The following is a 19,490-nucleotide window of genomic DNA, read 5'->3' as shown; positions in this document are numbered from 1 at the left end:
GGAAAGGGAAAACAATGCCAGTAGAAATTCTTATGCCCGCCCTTTCCCCGACCATGGAGGAGGGCACGCTTTCCAAATGGTTGAAAAAGGAAGGTGACAAGGTCACCTCCGGCGACGTGATCGCGGAAATCGAGACTGACAAGGCGACGATGGAAGTCGAAGCCGTGGACGAAGGCGTTATCGGTAAGATCCTGATCGACGCCGGCACCGAAAACGTAAAGGTGAATACGGCGATCGCCGTTCTCCTTCAGGAAGGTGAGAGCGCTGACGATCTGTCGTCTTCCGCAGCACCCAAGAAGGAAGCGCCGAAGGCCGAAGCTGCAAGCTCCGGTTCTGACGCCGCCGGCGGCAAGACCCGCGAAGCCAGCGAAGAGCCTTCCGCCGCGAAGGAAACGGCAAAGGCACCTGCTGCACCCAAGATCGAAGTTGCTGCCGATCCGGATATTCCGGAAGGCACCGAGTTCGCCACCCAGACCGTGCGCGAAGCTCTTCGCGACGCCATGGCCGAAGAAATGCGCTCTGACGAAAACGTCTTCGTCATGGGCGAAGAAGTTGCCGAATACCAGGGCGCGTACAAGATCACTCAAGGGTTGCTGCAGGAATTCGGCGCCAAGCGCGTTATCGATACGCCGATTACCGAGCACGGCTTTGCCGGTATCGGCGTCGGCGCTGCCATGACCGGCCTGAAGCCGATCGTCGAGTTCATGACGTTCAACTTCGCCATGCAGGCAATCGACCAGATCGTCAACTCTGCTGCCAAGACGCTCTATATGTCTGGCGGTCAGATGGGCGCACCGATGGTGTTCCGCGGTCCGTCGGGCGCTGCTGCCCGCGTGGCAGCTCAGCACTCGCAGTGCTATGCCGCTTGGTACAGCCACATTCCGGGTCTCAAGGTCGTCATGCCCTACACGGCAGCCGACGCCAAGGGTCTTTTGAAGGCTGCGATCCGCGATCCAAATCCGGTCATCTTCCTCGAAAACGAAATCCTGTACGGTCAGAGCTTCGAAGTGCCGAAGCTGGATGATTTCGTCCTGCCGATCGGCAAGGCGCGCATTCACCGCAAGGGCAAGGACGCAACCATCGTTTCCTTCGGTATCGGCATGACCTATGCGGTCAAGGCGGTCGCCGAGCTGGAAAAGGAAGGCATCGATGTCGAGTTGATCGACCTTCGCACCATCCGCCCGATGGATCTTCCGACGGTTATCGAATCCGTCAAGAAGACCGGCCGTCTGGTCACGGTTGAGGAAGGCTTCCCACAGTCATCGGTCGGTGATTTCATCTCCAACCAGGTTCAGCGCGCTGCCTTCGATTATCTCGATGCGCCGATTCTGACGATTGCCGGTAAGGACGTTCCGATGCCTTACGCTGCAAACCTGGAGAAGCTGGCTCTGCCGAACGTTGACGAAGTCATCCAGGCTGTCAAAGCCGTCTGCTACAAGTAAGGGGAGGGCGTTTCGATGCCTATCAACATCACCATGCCTGCCCTTTCGCCGACGATGGAAGAGGGCAATCTGGCCAAGTGGCTGGTCAAGGAAGGCGACAAGGTTGCTCCCGGCGACGTGATTGCCGAAATTGAAACCGACAAGGCGACCATGGAAGTGGAAGCCGTGGACGAGGGTACGGTCGCCAAGATCGTGGTCCCGGCCGGTACGGAAGCGGTCAAGGTCAATGCCTTGATCGCCATCCTCGCCGGCGAAGGCGAAGACGTGGCTGACGCGGCAAAGGGTGGCGATGCTGCTCCTGCAAAGTCTGAAGCGAAGGCTGATGCTCCCAAGCAGGAAGTCAAGGCCGAGGCCCCGAAGGAAGAGAAGTCTGAAGCGGCTCCCAAGGCTGACAAGCCGGTTGCAGATCAGGCGGCTGCACCTTCAACGCCTGCACCTGTGTCCAAGTCGGGCGAGCGCCTTTTTGCCTCGCCCTTGGCACGCCGCATGGCAAAGGATGCCGGTCTTGATCTGTCTGCTGTATCCGGCTCCGGCCCGCATGGCCGCATCGTCAAGTCTGACGTTGAAAAGGCAGTCGCTTCCGGTGGCGCAAAGGCTGCACCGGCTGCTGCACAGGCATCTGCATCGTCGGCTGGTCCGGCTCCCGCCGCTGCCAAGGGTCCGTCGGACGACAGCGTTCTCAAGCTGTTTGCCGAAGGCTCCTACGAGCTTCTGCCGCATGACGGCATGCGCAAGACCATTGCCTCGCGCTTGACCGAGTCGACCCAGACGGTTCCGTCCTACACGGTGTCGATGGAATGCGAACTCGATGCGATGCTGAAGCTTCGTGCGGAGATCAATGCATCCGCACCGGTGAAGAAGACCGAGAAGGGCGAGGTTCCGGCCTTCAAGCTCTCCGTCAACGACTTCATCATCAAGGCGATGGCGCTTGCGCTGCGTGACGTCCCGATGGCGAATGCTTCCTGGACGTCTACTGCCCGCGTTCTGCACAAGCATGCCGATGTCGGCGTTGCCGTGTCGATCCCGGATGGCTTGATCACGCCGATCGTCCGCAAGGCCGAGGAGAAGTCGCTTTCGGCTATCTCCAACGAGGTCAAGGATCTTGCCAAGCGTGCGCGTGACAAGAAGCTGAAGCCGGAAGAATACCAGGGCGGCACCACATCGGTGTCTAACCTTGGCATGTTCGGCGTTTCGTCCTTCACCTCAATCGTCAACCTGCCGCAGGCTTCGATCGTCTCCATCGGCGCTGGCGTCGAGAAGCCTGTCGTTCGCGGCGGCAAGATCGAAGTCGGCACGGTGATGACAGCGACCTTCGCCTTCGACCACCGCGTCATCGATGGCGCGCTCGGCGCGGAACTCGCTTCCGCCTTCAAGCGCTACATCGAAAGCCCGATGTCGATGCTGGTGTAAAATGTACCTGAAGACCGTGGCAAAGAAGTCCGATATTCACGTATCGCCGTCTCGCGCGGCAAAGATATCGGCTCGTGCTGCGGTTTTTTCTCTGATGGCTGGGATGATCGGCTTGGTGGCGGCTCTCTCCACGATGCCGATCGATCCGTCGGTACGACATGAGACTGCCGATATCGTCCTGGTTTTTGGAAATGCTTTGGCCTTGGCTACGGTGTTGATATTTGTGACAACGGTCGCGCAGCTCAGAGAGAATGCATCTCACACCGTTAATTTGGGTATGGGGATTGTTTCGGCTGTTTTGGTGGTGCTTCTGGCGTTCTGTTGGGTGGTGATCCAAGTTGGTTCTGCAAGTGGTATCGTTCAACTCGTTGATCGGACCTATATGTTGGCGACGGGTGCAGTCCTTGTCCCCGTTTTAGCTGTGTATTGGTGGGCAATGCGCATCGCTGGCGTCGCGGGAACTCCTGGCCGGTTGGAGAGGTATCTTTTTACCGCTTTGTTCTTTTTGCCCGTGGCCAGTCTCCTGGGATTGATCGGTGCGAGAGTGTTGACTGAGAATGTCGGCTTTTTCGAAAGTTTCGGTGGAGTTGTTGGCTTGGCGATCTGCTTTCTCATTCTATCGTTCCACAGGATGGGAGCCCAGGTGGCGGGTTGCAGGAATGGAGTCGTTACGTGAAAACCGTTCTTTGCTACGGCGACAGCCTGACATGGGGATACGACGCTGAAAATCTTGGTCGTCATGCCTTTGAAGACCGCTGGCCAAGCGTGCTGCAAAAGGCGCTGGGCGGTGAGGTCAATGTCATTGCCGAAGGCTTGAATGGGCGCACCACCGCCTATGACGATCATCTGGCCGATTGCGACCGCAATGGTGCAACGCTGCTGCCGACGATCCTGCACAGCCATGCGCCGCTCGATCTCGTCATCATCATGCTCGGCACCAATGATCTGAAGCGCGGCATCAGTGCTGGCTCTGCAGTTGGTGCTGTCAAGGGTGTGGAACGGCTGGTAAGCCTCATCCGGCATCACGCCTGGTCCTTCGAGGATCAGGACGAGCCGGAGATCCTGATCGTTTCGCCGCCGCATATTTGTGAAACCGGCAACGAGATGTTTGCGGCGATGTATGCGGGTGCCATCGAACAGTCGAAGATGATGGGATCGCTCTATCGCGATCTCGCAGACGACAAGGGTTGTGCCTTTTTCGATGCTGCCTCTGTTGCGGTGACGACACCCCTCGATGGCGTTCATCTGGACGCTGAAAATACACGTGCGCTGGGACGCGGGCTTGAGCCCGTGGTGCGCATGTTGCTTGGAATCTGATTTGAATTCGATTGACGCAGCGGCGGACTAGTCGCCGTCAAAGAGATAAAGGCAGGACATAGAATGGCTCAATCTTACGACGTCATCATCATCGGCTCCGGTCCCGGCGGTTACGTTACGGCAATCCGTGCGGCACAACTCGGCCTGAAGACGGCGATCGTCGAGCGCGAACATCTTGGCGGTATCTGCCTCAACTGGGGCTGCATTCCCACCAAGGCGCTTCTGCGTTCTGCCGAAGTGCTCGACAACGCCCATCACGCGAAGAATTACGGCCTGAAGCTGGAGGGAACGATCAGCGCGGATGTGAAGGAAGTTGTCGCCCGTTCGCGAGGCGTGTCCGCTCGCCTGAATGGCGGCGTCGCCTTTCTGATGAAGAAGAACAAGATCGACGTCATCTGGGGTGAAGCCAAGCTCACCAAGCCGAATGAGATTGTCGTTGGCAAAATTTCCAAGCCGATCGTTCAGCCGCAGAACCCGGTTCCGAAGGGTGTTCTGGGTGAGGGCACTTATACGGCCAAGCACATCATCGTCGCGACTGGCGCGCGTCCGCGTGCGCTGCCCGGCATCGAACCGGATGGCAAGCTGATCTGGACCTACTTCGAGGCGATGAAGCCGGACTTCATGCCGAAGTCCATCGTTGTCATGGGGTCGGGCGCAATCGGTATCGAATTCGCCTCCTTCTATCGCTCGATGGGCGTGGACGTGACAGTGGTCGAGCTGATGGCCAACATCATGCCGGTGGAAGACGCGGAAATCTCGACTTTCGCTCGCAAACAGCTTGAGAAGCGCGGCCTGAAGATCATCACCGAAGCCAAGGTTTCTAAGGTCGAAAAGGGCTCGAATTCGATCACCGCCCATGTCGAGACCAAGGACGGCAAGGTCCAGCAGATCACCGCGGATCGTCTGATTTCGGCTGTCGGCGTTCAGGGCAATATCGAGAATCTCGGTCTTGAAGCACTTGGCGTAAAGACGGATCGTGGCTGTGTTGTCATCGACGGTTACGGCAAGACAAACGTTCCAGGCCTCTACGCCATTGGCGATGTCGCCGGTCCTCCAATGCTTGCCCACAAGGCAGAGCATGAAGGCGTTATCTGCATCGAAAAGATAGCGGGCGTCCCGGGCGTACACCCGATGGATAAAGCCAAGATCCCGGGCTGCACGTACTGCAATCCTCAGGTCGCATCGGTCGGTCTGACGGAAGCCAAAGCGAAAGAGCAGGGACGTGAAATCCGCGTCGGCCGCTACTCCTTTGCTGCCAATGGCAAGGCCATCGCGCTTGGTGAAGACCAAGGCATGGTCAAGACCATCTTCGACAAGAAGACCGGCGAGTTGATCGGCGCACATATGGTGGGCGCGGAAGTGACTGAACTCATTCAGGGCTTCGTCGTGGCGATGAACCTTGAGACGACGGAAGAGGAGTTGATGCATACTATCTTCCCGCATCCGACCCTGTCGGAAATGATGAAGGAAAGCGTGCTGGACGCTTACGGACGTGTGTTGAACGCTTGATAATTGCTCTCGTCGCTCCCACTCTCTGAGGGAGCGACATCAAGGGAGAATGATCATGTCGATTGTTACGGAAGCTTGGGTTGTTTTCCTGCTAATCGGCCTGGTGGCCGGTTTCCTCGCCAGCCTCATCGTTGGCGGCGGCGGATTGATCGGTTGCCTCTTGAGTGGCGTGATCGGCGCATTTGTCGGCGGCTATCTGTTCAATGCTTTCGGCATTTCGCTTGGTATTGAAAACGCTCTGGTGGTGCAGATCATTCATGCGACGGTGGGTGCTATCATCGTCACGCTGATTGCAAGGCTCATTGCCTAGGCAGGCTTTTGCAAAGCGGCGGGTTGAAGAAAGGGATTGCGGATGGAAAGTGTGGGCTGGATTGCTGCCATCATTATCGGCGGCCTTGCGGGCTGGCTTGCGGGCAAGCTCATGGATATGCGTTTTGGCATCTTCATGAACATTGTGCTGGGCATTGTCGGCTCCGTCGTCGCCGTTGCGGTATTGCGCACATTCGACGTGTTTGTGGAAGACAGCCGCCTCGGCTACTTCGTCACGTCTTTTCTGGGCGCAAGCCTTCTGTTATTCCTCGCCAAGCTCGTCAGGCGTTAGAGCCGCTTTAGAAGCGGCAGAAGCAGGTTTCTCTCATGGTCACTATTCTCGACAGGATGTCCCAGCCGGACGAAAAGCGTATCCGCCATCCGGAAAAGGCCCATAAGCCCGACACGGAAGTGGCGCGCAAGCCGGAATGGATTCGCGTCAAGGCGCCTACCTCCAAGGGCTACCATGAGACGCGCGAACTGGTTCGCAGCCACAAGCTGGTGACGGTGTGCGAAGAAGCAGGCTGTCCAAATATCGGCGAGTGCTGGGAAAAGAAGCACGCGACCTTCATGATCATGGGCGAGATCTGCACGCGCGCCTGCGCCTTCTGCAACGTCTCGACCGGCAAGCCCAATCCGCTTGATCTCAATGAGCCGGAAAACGTTGCCAAGGCCGTCAAGCAGATGGGCCTCAGCCACGTCGTCATCACTTCGGTCGACCGCGATGACCTCTCAGACGGTGGCGCCGAGCATTTCGAAAAGGTGATATGGGCAATCCGTGCCGCTTCGCCGAACACGACCATTGAAATCCTGACGCCTGATTTCCTGAAAAAGCCCGGTGCGCTGGAGCGCGTTGTTGCCGCCAAGCCCGACGTTTTCAACCACAATATGGAAACGGTTCCCGGCAACTACCTGACCGTTCGTCCAGGCGCACGTTACTTCCACTCCGTTCGTCTGCTGCAACGGGTGAAGGAACTGGACCCCACGATGTTCACCAAGTCCGGCATCATGGTAGGTCTTGGCGAAGAGCGGAACGAAGTCCTGCAGCTGATGGACGACCTTCGCAGCGCCGATGTCGACTTCCTGACGATTGGCCAGTATTTGCAGCCGACGCGCAAGCATCACAAGGTGGAACGCTTCGTGACCCCTGAAGAGTTCAAGTCCTACGAAACGGTTGCCTACACAAAGGGCTTCCTGATGGTCTCCTCCAGCCCTCTTACGCGCTCGTCGCATCACGCTGGCGATGACTTTGAACGCCTGCGCGCCAATCGTGAGAAGAAGCTCCTGGCTGCCGCCGAGTGATTGTCCAGCGCTTTCGAGCGTTGGGCCATGAGCTTTGTGAGGTGGATCCGAAGTTTCAAGTTGATTTTGACAGTTAGAGCGCCGTGCGTCTTATTGGACGCATGGCGCTTTACCTTTTTGAGTCTATGCATCGGCCACGTCCTCAGCCGTTCTGCGGCATCCTTGAGCTTGACCCAGGGTCCATGTTTTCAATGGCATTATGAATGACCTGGTCTCCTCGGACTTGATCCGAGGGGCGACCATGACGATGCAGGGGTGATCCTTTGCCGTGAGCCTTTGATCGCAAAGGCACTTCATGCTTTCCGGAAGTCTAGTCCCGGTAGCGATCAGATATCCAGGTTCTCCGCAAAGGCTGCGCGGTCCTGAATGAAGCGGAAGCGAGCGTCCGCCTTTGTTCCCATCAGGTTATCCACCGCTTCCCGCGTGCCTTCGAAATCCACGTCGTCGATTTCCACGCGCAGTAGGGTGCGCTTGGACGGATCCATGGTGGTTTCCTTTAGCTGTGCTGGCAGCATTTCGCCAAGGCCTTTGAAGCGGCTGATTTCGATTTTGCCGCGGCCCTTGAACTCCGTCTCCATCAATTCCGCGCGGTGAACGTCGTCGCGTGCATAGGCGGACTTCGAGCCTTGCGTGATCTTGTAGAGGGGCGGAACGGCCAGATAGAGGTGGCTGCCGCGGATCAGTTCTGGCATTTCCTGATAGAAGAAGGTGATCAGCAGCGAGGCGATATGCGCGCCGTCCACGTCGGCATCGGTCATGATGATGATACGTTCGTAACGCAAATCTTCGTCGCGGTATTTGGTGCGCGTGCCGCAGCCCAGCGCCTGGATGAGATCGGCGATCTGCTGGTTGGCGGAAAGCTTTTCACGGCTGGCACTTCCGACGTTCAGGATCTTGCCGCGCAGCGGCAGGATTGCCTGGTTGGCGCGGTTGCGCGCCTGCTTGGCGGAGCCACCAGCCGAGTCACCCTCGACTATGAAGAGTTCAGCGCCTTCGGCGGTGTTCTGCGAGCAGTCAGCCAGCTTGCCTGGTAGGCGCAGCTTGCGCACTGCAGTCTTGCGGTTGACCTCTTTTTCCTTGCGACGGCGCAGACGCTCCTCGCAACGCTCGATCACCCAGTCCAGAAGCTTGGCCGCTTCGTTTGGATTGCCGGCGAGGTAATGATCGAAGGGATCGCGCAGCGCGTTCTCCACGATGCGCTGGGCTTCGACGGTGGCGAGTTTATCTTTGGTCTGGCCGACGAATTCCGGCTCACGAATGAAGACGGACAGCATGCCGACCGCCGAAATCATCACGTCATCGGTGGTGATTTCACGGGCACGCTTGTTCTGCGTCAGTTCGGCATAGTTCTTCAGGCCTTTAGTCAGTGCAATGCGAAGGCCAGCTTCGTGTGTGCCGCCCTCAGGTGTCGGGATGGTGTTGCAATAGGAATGAATCTGGCTGTCGCCGCCATACCAAGTGACTGCCCATTCCAGCGCGCCGTGACCGCCGGTCTTTTCCGTTCTCCCTGAAAAGATTTCGCGGGTAACGGTAAAGTCCTTGCCCAATGTGGCGGAGAGATAATCCTTCAAGCCACCTGGGAAATGGAAGACGGCTTTTTCCGGAATTTCGCCGCCAGCGGGCACGAGGCCCGGATCGCAGCTCCAGCGGATTTCGACGCCGCCAAAGAGATAAGCCTTGGAGCGCGCCATACGGAAGATGCGGGCCGCTTCGAACTTGGCGTGCTCGCCGAAGATCTGCGCATCCGGATGGAAGCGCACACGCGTTCCCCGGCGATTGTGAACATCGCCCAGTTCTTCAAGAGGACCTTGCGGAATGCCGCGCGAAAAACGCTGGCGATAAAGCTTGCGATTACGCGCCACTTCCACCTCCAACACGTCGGACAGCGCGTTGACGACGGATACGCCGACACCGTGCAGACCGCCGGAGGTTTCATAGGCTTTGCCATCAAATTTGCCGCCTGCATGCAGCTTGGTCATGATGACCTCGAGCGTGGACTTGCCCGGCACTTGTGGATGGTTTTCGACGGGGATACCGCGACCGTTATCGCTGACCGTCAGGAAGCCTTCGGCATCAAGATGCACTTCGATGAAGTTGGCGTGTCCCGCGACCGCCTCGTCCATCGAGTTATCGATGACTTCGGCAAAAAGGTGGTGCAGCGCTTTTTCGTCCGTGCCGCCAATATACATGCCGGGACGCATGCGTACTGGTTCGAGACCTTCCAGAACGCGGATAGACGATGCACCGTAATCATCGCTTGATGAAGTGACTGGGGCAGGTGCCGCTTTCGGCTGCGCGACCGCCTTCGCAGCCGGTGCTGCTGCGTGTGCAGCTTCCCGCGGTTCTGCTTCAGCGCGGCTTGCTGACGGGAGGCCTGAGAAAAGATCGTTGCTATCGTCCATAGGTCCAGTTCAATCAGATTTTGCCCGGATTTTGTCCATGCGAGCAGACAGGATACAGACACCGGTTTACGTGTCATGCTACTCAAGCAGGGTACAAAGGGCTGGTGCTTTACCGTAAAGGATTGCGTTGCGGCAGCCCGGATGGCAAGACTTGTGGCGCAAATGAAACGGTTCCTCAAGGCATGTCCACAGCTCTTTTCACCTTTTGTACTCTTTTCTGCCTCTCTGTTGCAGCGATGCCCGCCAGCGCTCAAACCAGCGGCGGCCCGCTGAAACCTTTCAAGGACGATCTGTTTTCCGCTCAGACCGTGTTGTCCACCTCGGATAACGGTTCGTCGCAGGTTATCGAGTATCAGGAACTGCGCGATATCAACGGGCGGGACGAAATCCCAGAGCAGCGAGTAAAACGGCAATATGTCGATCTCGCGCCGAAAAGCCTCCAAGAGCTGGAAACGATTTCCGTCGGAGGACGCTCTATCGATGTGGGACGCGTCGGACGGGCGAGCGGCCAGGCGTTTACAGTGATTTTCATACACGGCCGGGGTGGGGATCGTCGGCTTGGCATGAAAGACTATACGTTCGGTGGCAACTTCAACCGGCTGAAGAACTTGGCTGTTGAAAATGGCGGTACGTATTATGCGCCCAGTGTCAAAAGTTTCGATGAGAACGGTGTTGCCAACGTCGCGGCGCTGATTGCCGATGCCAAAGCGAAATCCGGTGGCAAGCCTGTCATTCTGGCCTGTGCTTCCATGGGGAGCTTCATTTGCTACGGCATCAGCCGCGATGCGATCGCAGCTGGCGACCTTAAGGGGATGGTTATTCTCGGCGGCGCGGTAGACCCCGATTTTTCCAAGAGCGCATTGATAAAGGCGAAGAAGCCCGTTTATTTTACGCATGGAAGCTTGGACAAGGTGTATTCCGCCGATCAGCAGGCCTCTATTTTCCAGGCGCTGTTGAAGGCCGGTGTGCCGACACGCTTCACGCTTTTCCAGACAGGCACCCATGGAACGCCAGTCCGCATGACCGACTGGCGCGCGGTTCTTAACTGGATCCTCGTGCATTAGGCTGAATTACCATCGCTCAAGACAGGGTTTGTACGAAATTCACCAAATTTCGAACCGAAACCTTGCTTTTTCATCCAATTTCCTATCGCTGTTATTTGAGAAGAACCCGCAAACAATCAAGAGGAACGACTGCTCTATGACCCCAGATATTCGCCCGCTCGTCGCTGGAAACTGGAAGATGAACGGAACGCGCGCCTCGCTCGATCAGATCAAGGCGATGGCCGAAGGGGTAAAGGGACCGATTGCGGAAAAGGTCGAGGCGCTGATCTGCCCGCCTTCGACGCTGCTCTATGTCGCGACTGCGCTTTGCGAAGACAGCCCTTTGAAAATCGGCGCGCAGGATTGCCACCAGAATGCGTCCGGCGCTCATACGGGCGACATTTCTGCGGAAATGATTGCGGATTGCTTCGGCACACATGTGATCGTGGGACACTCCGAGCGCCGCACCGACCATGCTGAGACGGACCACCTGGTGCGCGCTAAGGCCAGTTCTGCCTATGCGGCCGATCTCATCGCCATCATCTGCATTGGCGAGACGGCAGAGCAGCGCGAATCCGGCCAGACGCTTGACGTGCTGAAGCGTCAGCTTGATGGCTCCTTGCCTGATGACGCGACCGCCGCCAACACGGTGATTGCCTATGAGCCCGTTTGGGCGATCGGAACAGGGCTGACTCCAACCGTTGATGACGTGCGAGAAGCCCACGCCTTCATGCGTGATGAACTCGTCAAGCGCTTCGGCGGCGAGGGCAAGGGCATGCGCATTTTGTATGGTGGCTCAGTCAAGCCGTCCAACGCCCTGGAGCTAATGGGCATCGAGAATGTTGATGGCGCGCTGATCGGCGGTGCGAGCTTGAAAGCGTCCGACTTCCTGTCCATCTATGCAGCTTACGAGCAGTTGACGGCCTGATTTTTTCAGAAAAGCTGCCAGGCTTTCGGTCCCCGGGGGCTTGGAATACGCTTTCGCCTCATGTAAAGAGCCGCAAACTTCTTCATTGTGCTCCTGATGGGGCATGGAATGGATTGTCATGCAGAACGTACTGATTGTTATTCACCTCATGATCGTGCTGGCGCTTGTCGGCGTGGTGCTGATCCAGCGCTCCGAAGGCGGTGGCCTCGGTATTGGCGGCGGTTCGGGCTTCATGTCCGCGCGCGGTACCGCTAACGCGCTGACCCGCACAACGGCGATCCTCGCTGCCCTGTTCTTCGCGACATCCCTCGGCCTTGGTCTCCTGACACGTTACGAATCGCGTCCGACCGACATCCTGAACCGTATTCCGGCACAGCAAGGTCAGGGTAACGGCATTCTCGATACGCTCGGACCGTCGTCGACGACGCCTTCGCAGGCGCCAGCCAATAATGGCGTTCCGTCCGCGACCAATGGTGCGTCCAACCAGGCACCTGCACAACAGCAGGCACCGGCAACGACGACGCCAGCAGCACCGGCTGAGGGCGGCGCTGCCGCTCCGGCTGCACCGGCGCAGCAACCGGCTCCCGCCAACAACAATGGCGTTCCGACCGGCCAATAAGGCTCAGTCGACGATCAACAATCCGGCAGGCTGAAAAGCCTGCCGGTTTTCTTTTGTTTAGATTCCGGATCAGCGTCCACGCGTCATCAACAGATGATTTCGCGATCAATGAAATTGGGACTGGCGGAATCATCTATTAAAAGGTAAGCGGTGACTCCCATGGCGCGATATGTATTCATCACAGGCGGCGTGGTATCCTCCCTTGGGAAGGGCATTGCGGCCGCGGCACTCGGAGCGTTGTTGCAATCCCGTGGATATCGGGTGCGGCTTCGCAAACTCGACCCCTACCTCAATGTCGATCCCGGCACCATGAGCCCCACCCAGCACGGCGAGGTTTTCGTGACCGATGACGGCGCGGAGACGGATCTCGATCTTGGCCACTACGAACGCTTTACCGGGCGCTCCGCAACCAAGACCGACAACATCACCACGGGTCGTATCTACAAAAACATCATCGATAAGGAACGCCGCGGCGATTATCTCGGCGCGACGGTCCAGGTCATTCCGCATGTGACCAACGAGATCAAGGATTTCGTCACCGAAGGCAATGACGACTATGATTTTGTCATCTGCGAAATCGGTGGTACGGTCGGCGACATTGAGGCGATGCCTTTCATGGAAGCCATCCGCCAGCTCGGCAACGATCTGCCACGCGGTACGGCGATCTATCTTCACCTGACGCTGATGCCTTACATTCCGGCAGCAGGAGAGCTGAAGACGAAGCCAACGCAGCATTCCGTCAAGGAACTGCAGGCGCTTGGTATTCACCCCGACATTCTGCTCGTCCGTGCAGATCGCGAAATTCCTGAGGCAGAACGTCGCAAGCTTTCGCTGTTTTGCAACGTGCGTCAGTCCGCCGTCATCCAGGCGCTCGATGTTGCGAACATCTACGACGTACCGACGGCCTATCATAAGGAAGGCCTCGACAACGAGGTTCTGGCCGCCTTTGGTATCGAACCCGCACCGAAGCCACGTCTTGAGCATTGGGAAGAAGTCTGCAACCGTATCCACACGCCTGAGGGCGAGGTGACGATTGCAATTGTTGGCAAATATACCGGCCTCAAGGATGCCTATAAGTCGCTTATCGAAGCGCTGCACCATGGTGGCATCGCCAACCGGGTGAAGGTCAAGCTTGAATGGATCGAGTCGGAAGTCTTCGAAAAGGAAGATCCGGCGCCCTATCTTGAAAAGGTCAATGCCATTCTGGTTCCGGGCGGCTTCGGCGAACGTGGTTCGGAAGGCAAGATCCGTGCGGCCCAGTTTGCCCGCGAACGCCAGGTTCCGTATTTCGGCATCTGCTTCGGCATGCAGATGGCGGTTGTCGAAGCGGCGCGTCACCTCGCTGGCATCGAGAAGGCCTCCTCGACCGAATTCGGTCCGACACAGGAGCCGGTCGTTGGTCTCATGACCGAGTGGGTCAAGGGCAATGAGCTTGAGAAGCGCAATGCAAGGGGCGATCTCGGTGGTACCATGCGTCTCGGCGCGTACAAGGCGTCGCTGAAGAAGGATACCAAGATTGCGGATATCTACGGCTCAACCGACATCTCCGAGCGCCACCGCCACCGTTATGAGGTGAATGTGGAGTACAAGGATCGCCTCGAAAGCTGCGGTCTGGTGTTCTCCGGCATGTCACCGGATGGTCTCCTGCCGGAAACCGTCGAATATCCGGACCATCCGTGGTTCATTGGCGTGCAGTATCACCCGGAACTCAAGAGCCGGCCGCTAGACCCGCATCCGCTCTTTGCAAGCTTCATCGAAGCGGCACTGGTTCGGAGCCGTCTGGTTTGATTGGCCGGAAGAAACAAGATTAAAGATTGAAAGGCCGCAGCGATGCGGTCTTTTGCTTTTATGAAGAGGACTCGCGCGAATGTTGAAGCTGGATCATTTGGCGATTATTGCTCCGTCTCTGGAAGTCGGCGCTGATTACATGCGTGAGAGGCTCGGTGTTGAAATGCCTAAAGGTGGCAAGCACCCGCAAATGGGCACACATAATCTCCTACTACGCCTCGGCGAGGATGTTTTTCTGGAAGTGATTGCCGTCGATCCGGAGGCAGAGCCACCGACGCGACGACGCTGGTTCGGGCTCGATGATGCGGCAGCGGTCCAAGCCGCATGGGACGAGGGGCGGCGGCTACGCGCATGGGTGGCGCGGACCAGCGACTTTACGGGCGTACTCGCAATGCATGGCGATCTGCTGGGGCGCCAGGAGAAGGTGTCACGTGGAGATCGTGAGTGGCTGTTTGCGGTGGCCGACGATGGATCTTTGCCTCTCGGTGGTGTCGCGCCGTCGGTGATGGATTGGGGCGTGAAAGGCAATCCCGCATCATCGATGCCGGATATCGGCTTTCGGCTGAGGAGCTTCCAGGTCGCGCACCCCGAGGTGAGCCGAATTCAGAAACTTTACGCGGACCTCGATGTCGTCGATCCTCCGGCTGTGATGGAGGGAGAACAATTTTGCTACATCGCCGAAATAGATACGCCCTATGGCGTCAAACTCTTGAATTAGGACGCACGGGTTACTCTTATTGGCGGTGATGCTCCCTAAAAAGCAGTTCCTAATGTTAATATCACGTCAGAACAAAAATTCGTGATCCGAGTTTACTGCTGAATTTGAACGCCAGCGCGCGAGATCATCGGCATGCTCACTCAAGTCCTTCGCATTTATTCGCTTCCCGCACTCTGTCTTGGAGGTGCAGCGCTGGTGTTTTCCAACGTTGCATTCGCGCAGGATGCACCGGCCGTCCCTGTCACGGTCTACAAGGCCAAGGTCGAAGAGATCGATAAGGTCATCAACGGTATCGGTACAGTAGACCCATTGCAGAGCGTGACCGTCAGACCGCGGATCGACGGGCAGGTGACTGGCATTCGTTTCTCCGAAGGGCAGATGGTGGAGAAAGGCAGCGTCTTGCTAACGCTCGACGATCGTGAGCTTTCATCCGCTCTCACTTCTGCCCAGGCAAAGAAGGCGCAGGACGAAGCGCAGTATAATAGCGCGAAAACCGAAGCACAGCGTTATGCATCGCTGGCCGAAAAAGGGGTTGCGTCCGCCTCGACGCTTGAACAGAAGAATGCGCTGAGCCAGCAATATGCAGCGGCTGTTCAGTATGACGATGCGATGATCAAGAGTGCCGAGACCCAGCTTGGTTTTGCCACCGTGATCGCTCCCATTTCGGGCCGCACTGGTTTCAAGCAAGTAGACGTCGGAAGCGTGGTCAGCGCAAGCTCAACAGACGGCATCGTGACGATCACACAAATGGACCCGATTGCTGTGTCCTTCGTCGCGCCCGGCGACAGGTTCGGTGAGATCCGTCAGGCTTTGAGCGAAAAGATCGCGGCAGTCACCTTGATCACCACTGATGGAAGCCGCGTCCTGTCGAAGGGCCAATTAACGACAATGGACAACTCCGTCGATGCCTCGAATGGCTCCATCCATCTCAAGGCGATCTTCGACAATGGCAACGGCGCTCTTTGGCCAGGGCTTCCGGTCGCCACGGTACTGACGGTCGAGCACAGAAACGGCGTGGTCGTTCCCGACAAGGCTTTGGCGAGAGGGCGCGACGGGCTTTACGCCTATGTCGTCTCCAAAGACAACAAGGTGGAAAAGCGGAACGTGAAGACGGCCTTCGTCACCGGCGCGAGAGCGCTGGTCACAGACGGCATCAAAGAGGACGAAGAGGTCGTCATGGACGGCCAGTCTCGGATAGGGAATGGTGCGGCTGTCAGCGCCACCCCCTGGACCGGATCGCCGACCGGCGAACTCGCCGAGAAGGCGAACTGATGATGAAGAACGATCAGGAACAGAACCGCACATCCAGTTTCTTCGATTTTTTCATCCTGCATCCGGTGGCGACCGGGCTGCTCATGACCGGGATCTTTCTCGTCGGCGCGATCTGCTATCCGTTCATGCCGGTTTCAGCTCTTCCCCAAATCGATTTTCCGACCATCCAGATCGGTGCCAGTCTTCCCGGTGCGTCGCCGGAGACTATGGCATCCAGTGTTGCGCAACCGATCGAACAGGCGCTCTCACGCGTCAGCGGCATCACCGAGATGACGTCAAACAGTTCGCTCGGAACGACGTCGATTACGGTGCAGTTTGATCTGGACAAGAATATCGAGACCGCAGCAAGCGACGTACAGACAGCGATCAGTGAAGCGGCGGGTGAACTTCCGAAGGATATGACCTCGCTTCCCACGGTGCATAAGGCAAACCCTGCCGATGCGCCGATTATGCAGCTTTCGGCCACCTCCGACACGCTGACCCTGCCGCAACTCGACGAATACATTGAACGCAATGTCGCTTCGAAAATCGGGCAAGTCTCAGGAGTCGCCTTCGTCAATATCGGCGGGAAGCAGAAGCCAGCCATTCGCATCGCTGTCGATCCTGGTCGTCTCGCCCAGGCCGACGTGACGATGGAAGATGTGCGCACCGCTATCGGCAATCTCAGTCTCAGCGCGCCGAAGGGCAACATCGACGATCCGACCCGCAGCTTTCCGATCTACACAAACGACCAGATTTCCAGCAGTGCTGAGTGGAACGACGCCGTCATTGCTTATCGTAATGGCGGGCCCGTACGAATCCGCGATATCGGGCAGGCGACAGACGGTGCGGAAGACAGCAAGATGGCACACTGGACCAACGGAGAGCGAGGGATTGCGCTCGACGTTTTTCGTCAGCCAGGCGCCAATGTGATCGCGGTCGTCAATGCAGTAAAGGAGCAGCTACCCGCACTTCAGGCTTCGTTGCCGCGCTCGGTAAAGCTGGAGCTCGTCACCGACCGCACAACTACGATCAGAGCATCCGTCACAGATATTCAGTTCACGCTGATGCTGACCATCGGTCTCGTTGTTGTCGTCATCTTCCTTTTCTTGCGAAATCTGCGTGCGACACTAATCCCGGTCTTGACGCTCCCGATTGCACTTGCCGGGTCGCTCGCACCCATGTGGCTCTTGGGCTTCAGTCTGGACAATCTGTCGCTCATGGCACTGGTGGTCGCCGTCGGCTTCGTTGTCGACGATGCTATCGTCATGTTGGAGAACATCACCCGCCACATTGAGGATGGTGTCGAGCCGAAACTGGCAGCGCTTCAAGGTACGCGGGAGATCGGTTTTACAATCGTTTCCATTAGTCTCTCCCTGATCGCTGTCCTGATCCCGATCCTGTTGATGGGTGGCATCATCGGGCGCCTGTTTCGGGAATTTGCCGTAACGCTGACGGTCGCAATTGTCATTTCCGCCATTGTCTCCTTGACGTTGACGCCGATGCTGGCATCGAAGTTCATCCGGCCCATAGAGAAGGATCAGCGTGGCCGTTTTTATCTGGCGGGAGAGGCATTCTTCGATGGATTGACGGCGCTCTATATCCGCAGCCTGAAACCCGTCATTCGACATCGATTTTTGACGCTCATCGTTTTCCTGGCCACCATTGCCGCGACCGGTTACCTGTTCGTCGTGGCACCCAAAGGCTTTTTCCCGGAGCAGGATACGGGCTTCATTGCCGGTCTCTCGCAGGCGTCCCCAGATATATCCTTCACTGAGATGGCGAAGCTTCAGGAACGCGTCAGCGAGATCATTATGAAAGATCCCGCGGTCTATAGCGTCTTCATGGATATTGGTGGCGGCAACGGAGGCAACGCGCTGAATCAGGGCCATGTCAACATCACGCTGAAGCCTTTGGAGGAACGCGATGTTAGCGCCAAACAGGTGATCGACCGATTGGGTACGGCACTGAATGCGCAGCAGGGTATCAAGCTCTTCATGCAGTCGGCGCAGGACATCAATATCGGCGCGCGTCCCGCTAAAACCCAATATCAGTTTACGCTTCAGGACGCAGATATCGCCGAACTGAGCGACTGGTCGGAAAAGATTACCAACAAGCTCTCAAGCCTGCCGGAGCTGCGCGATGTCGGGAGCGATCAGCAAGCTGAAGCGCCCAATCTGACGATCAAGATCGATCGCGCGGCAGCGACGCTTTATGGCGTCCTTCCTTCCACCATCGATGAGACGCTTTACGACGCCTTTGGTCAGCGCCAGGTCGCCTCCTTCTCCAGTCAGACTGACACCTTCCGTGTCATTCTTGAGGTGTTGCCGGATCTGCAGCGAGACATCGCTACGCTGGATCGCCTGTCGGTCAGAGCAAGCAATGGAACGCTTGTCCCGCTGTCCGTGGTGGCGAAGTGGACGACGGATGGTACCTCGCCGGTATCGATCGCGCATCAAGGTCAATCGCCAGCCGTGACCATTTCGTTCAACCTCGCGCCCAACGTCGCTCTGGGGAACGCGACTGCCGTCATCGAAAATGCCGTGTCCAACATGCATCCTCCGGGGTCGCTGCAAACGTCATTCTCCGGTAGCGCAAAGGCCTTCAAGGATTCGCTTGGGACCATTCCACTGCTCATCCTGGCATCGCTCGTCGTGGTCTACATCATTCTGGGCGTGCTTTACGAAAGCCTCATCCACCCGCTGACGATCCTGTCGACCTTGCCATCGGCCGGACTCGGCGCACTTCTGGCGTTGGAAGTGGCCGGCTTCGACTTTGGGCTCGTCGCGATGATTGGGGTCATTCTGTTGATAGGTATCGTCAAGAAGAATGGTATCATGCTCGTCGATTTCGCCATCCAGGCAGAGCGGGAGGAGGGATTGTCGAGCGAGGAGGCAATCGTCAAAGCCGCCCAGATGCGTTTCCGACCGATCCTGATGACCACGATGGCCGCGTTGCTGGGTGGAATACCGCTTGCTCTTGGCCACGGTTCTGGCGCCGAACTACGCCAGCCGCTCGGCTATGCCATCGTTGGCGGCTTGCTGGTTAGCCAGGTGCTGACGCTTTACACCACTCCCGTCATCTACCTTCTGCTCGACAAGCTGCGGCGCAGGAAGGACGAGCGTGAGGGCAAGCTCGTACCCGCTTGATGGCGGGGTGGGCGCGGTCGTCGTGAGCATCCTACGGACGGGACGTTGCCCCCGGCGCTATAAGGTAAGCAATCGGGCGCTGGTCGTACTGATGTTGAAATATAGGTTACGTTTTGCCCAATGGCTCGTTAGGCGGTACTTCGTGGCTGCCACCAACTAGAATTTTCCTAGCATCCACAGATGACAAGTGAGGCTAGGCGCTGGCTGTGCGCCGGGCTTCGGTAAGGTGCTGCCCTTGACTGGTCCGCGAAATTGTAGCGACGAAGCTGCTGCGACCGTCTTAAAAGTCTAAACACCAGAGAG

At 57.5% G+C, this 19,490-nt stretch carries 16 protein-coding genes; 15 read left to right on the top strand and 1 reads right to left on the bottom strand.

The window, feature by feature from the left end; genetic code table 11:
• Positions 1-14 precede the first annotated feature (14 nt).
• The 8 genes from QZ869_RS10915 to lipA all read left to right on the top strand — a co-directional run bounded on the left by QZ869_RS10915 (position 15) and on the right by lipA (position 7,289).
• Positions 15-1,442 carry a pyruvate dehydrogenase complex E1 component subunit beta gene (locus QZ869_RS10915; RefSeq protein ID WP_296100165.1) on the top strand — a complete coding sequence of 476 codons (1,428 nt, stop codon included), beginning with the start codon at positions 15-17 and terminating at the stop codon, positions 1,440-1,442.
• A 15-nt stretch (positions 1,443-1,457) separates the two neighbouring features.
• Positions 1,458-2,852, top strand: a complete 1,395-nt coding sequence (locus tag QZ869_RS10910) for a pyruvate dehydrogenase complex dihydrolipoamide acetyltransferase (protein WP_296104520.1) — start codon at positions 1,458-1,460, stop codon at positions 2,850-2,852.
• 1 nt (position 2,853) lies between these two features.
• A complete protein-coding gene (locus QZ869_RS10905) occupies positions 2,854-3,528 on the top strand; it encodes a hypothetical protein (RefSeq protein ID WP_296104518.1) in 675 nt (224 codons plus the stop codon).
• Complete coding sequence (locus QZ869_RS10900) at positions 3,525-4,169, top strand: SGNH/GDSL hydrolase family protein (protein ID WP_296104516.1); 645 nt, start codon at positions 3,525-3,527, stop codon at positions 4,167-4,169. The genes QZ869_RS10905 and QZ869_RS10900 overlap by 4 nt, the downstream gene beginning before the upstream one ends.
• Before the next feature lie 63 nt (positions 4,170-4,232).
• Positions 4,233-5,678, top strand: a complete 1,446-nt coding sequence (lpdA, locus tag QZ869_RS10895) for a dihydrolipoyl dehydrogenase (protein WP_296104514.1) — start codon at positions 4,233-4,235, stop codon at positions 5,676-5,678.
• Positions 5,679-5,733: 55 nt separating this feature from the next.
• On the top strand, positions 5,734-5,988 hold the full coding sequence (locus QZ869_RS10890; RefSeq protein WP_296014248.1) for a GlsB/YeaQ/YmgE family stress response membrane protein: 255 nt from the start codon (positions 5,734-5,736) through the stop codon (positions 5,986-5,988).
• 42 nt (positions 5,989-6,030) lie between these two features.
• Positions 6,031-6,279, top strand: a complete 249-nt coding sequence (locus QZ869_RS10885; RefSeq protein WP_062427373.1) for a GlsB/YeaQ/YmgE family stress response membrane protein — start codon at positions 6,031-6,033, stop codon at positions 6,277-6,279.
• Between the two features lie 35 nt (positions 6,280-6,314).
• Entirely contained in the window at positions 6,315-7,289 is a 975-nt protein-coding gene (lipA, locus tag QZ869_RS10880; RefSeq protein ID WP_296038811.1) for a lipoyl synthase, read from the top strand.
• A gap of 326 nt (positions 7,290-7,615) precedes the next feature.
• On the opposite strand, the gene parE is transcribed toward lipA, so the two are convergent.
• Positions 7,616-9,691, bottom strand: coding sequence for a DNA topoisomerase IV subunit B (parE, locus tag QZ869_RS10875; RefSeq protein WP_296014250.1), 2,076 nt, complete (start codon positions 9,689-9,691; stop codon positions 7,616-7,618).
• A gap of 182 nt (positions 9,692-9,873) precedes the next feature.
• On the opposite strand from parE, the gene QZ869_RS10870 reads away from it, so the two are divergent.
• From QZ869_RS10870 to QZ869_RS10840, 7 genes are all read left to right on the top strand, one after another.
• Positions 9,874-10,755: a dienelactone hydrolase family protein gene (locus tag QZ869_RS10870; RefSeq protein ID WP_296104512.1), complete on the top strand. Its 882-nt coding sequence runs from the start codon at positions 9,874-9,876 to the stop codon at positions 10,753-10,755.
• A 136-nt stretch (positions 10,756-10,891) separates the two neighbouring features.
• Positions 10,892-11,662, top strand: coding sequence for a triose-phosphate isomerase (gene tpiA / locus QZ869_RS10865; RefSeq protein WP_296038813.1), 771 nt, complete (start codon positions 10,892-10,894; stop codon positions 11,660-11,662).
• A 118-nt stretch (positions 11,663-11,780) separates the two neighbouring features.
• Positions 11,781-12,281 carry a preprotein translocase subunit SecG gene (secG, locus tag QZ869_RS10860; protein WP_296014258.1) on the top strand — a complete coding sequence of 167 codons (501 nt, stop codon included), beginning with the start codon at positions 11,781-11,783 and terminating at the stop codon, positions 12,279-12,281.
• A gap of 159 nt (positions 12,282-12,440) precedes the next feature.
• Complete coding sequence (locus QZ869_RS10855) at positions 12,441-14,069, top strand: CTP synthase (protein WP_296038816.1); 1,629 nt, start codon at positions 12,441-12,443, stop codon at positions 14,067-14,069.
• Positions 14,070-14,148: 79 nt separating this feature from the next.
• Positions 14,149-14,787: a VOC family protein gene (locus tag QZ869_RS10850; protein ID WP_296104509.1), complete on the top strand. Its 639-nt coding sequence runs from the start codon at positions 14,149-14,151 to the stop codon at positions 14,785-14,787.
• 132 nt (positions 14,788-14,919) lie between these two features.
• Complete coding sequence (locus QZ869_RS10845) at positions 14,920-16,059, top strand: efflux RND transporter periplasmic adaptor subunit (protein WP_296014269.1); 1,140 nt, start codon at positions 14,920-14,922, stop codon at positions 16,057-16,059.
• Complete coding sequence (locus QZ869_RS10840) at positions 16,059-19,187, top strand: efflux RND transporter permease subunit (RefSeq protein WP_296104506.1); 3,129 nt, start codon at positions 16,059-16,061, stop codon at positions 19,185-19,187. The genes QZ869_RS10845 and QZ869_RS10840 overlap by 1 nt, the downstream gene beginning before the upstream one ends.
• Positions 19,188-19,490 lie beyond the last annotated feature (303 nt).

It is taken from the genome of uncultured Agrobacterium sp. (assembly GCF_913777885.1).
Taxonomy (GTDB): domain Bacteria; phylum Pseudomonadota; class Alphaproteobacteria; order Rhizobiales; family Rhizobiaceae; genus Agrobacterium.
Note: the sequence above shows the minus strand (reverse complement) of the source record. Positions and strands in the feature narration are given on the sequence as shown.